Below are 378 nucleotides of genomic sequence, written 5' to 3'. Positions count from 1 at the left end.
AGGAATACCAAAATTAATGAACAATGTGATGCAGAATATTAAAATATGATTACCTGAAACAACTGACGAAATAAAAAATTTATCGAATTTACTAAAAAGATGAAGTGTTGCCATATCACTTCTTCAGCGTAAGCGCAATATTATTAAATTAATATTTAAAAAGCTTTGTAATCTATTATTAAACTAAAAAACCTATGTAATTATTAGATAAAATCGAGATAAATAATTTATTAAAAATAAATTTTAATATAGTTGAAATACGAACTTTCTCAAATTCGTTTATAAATTAATGATAAATTTTTTAATTTGATAAATTTTTATCTTATTTTATCGGTGATCTTTAATCTAACAAATACGTTATCTGAATATTACTTTCAA

The 378-nt window shown here is 20.6% G+C and carries 1 protein-coding gene; it reads left to right on the top strand.

Annotation, left to right across the window (positions count from 1 at the left end; genetic code table 4):
• On the top strand, positions 1–187 hold a 187-nt coding region (locus tag OF365_RS03230; RefSeq protein ID WP_263818173.1), incomplete at its 5' end, for a restriction endonuclease subunit S domain-containing protein.
• Between the last annotated feature and the right edge of the window lie 191 nt (positions 188–378).

Source organism: Ureaplasma zalophigenitalium, from assembly GCF_025780055.1.
Classification (GTDB): domain Bacteria; phylum Bacillota_I; class Bacilli_A; order Mycoplasmatales; family Mycoplasmoidaceae; genus Ureaplasma; species Ureaplasma zalophigenitalium.
Note: the sequence above shows the minus strand (reverse complement) of the source record. Positions and strands in the feature narration are given on the sequence as shown.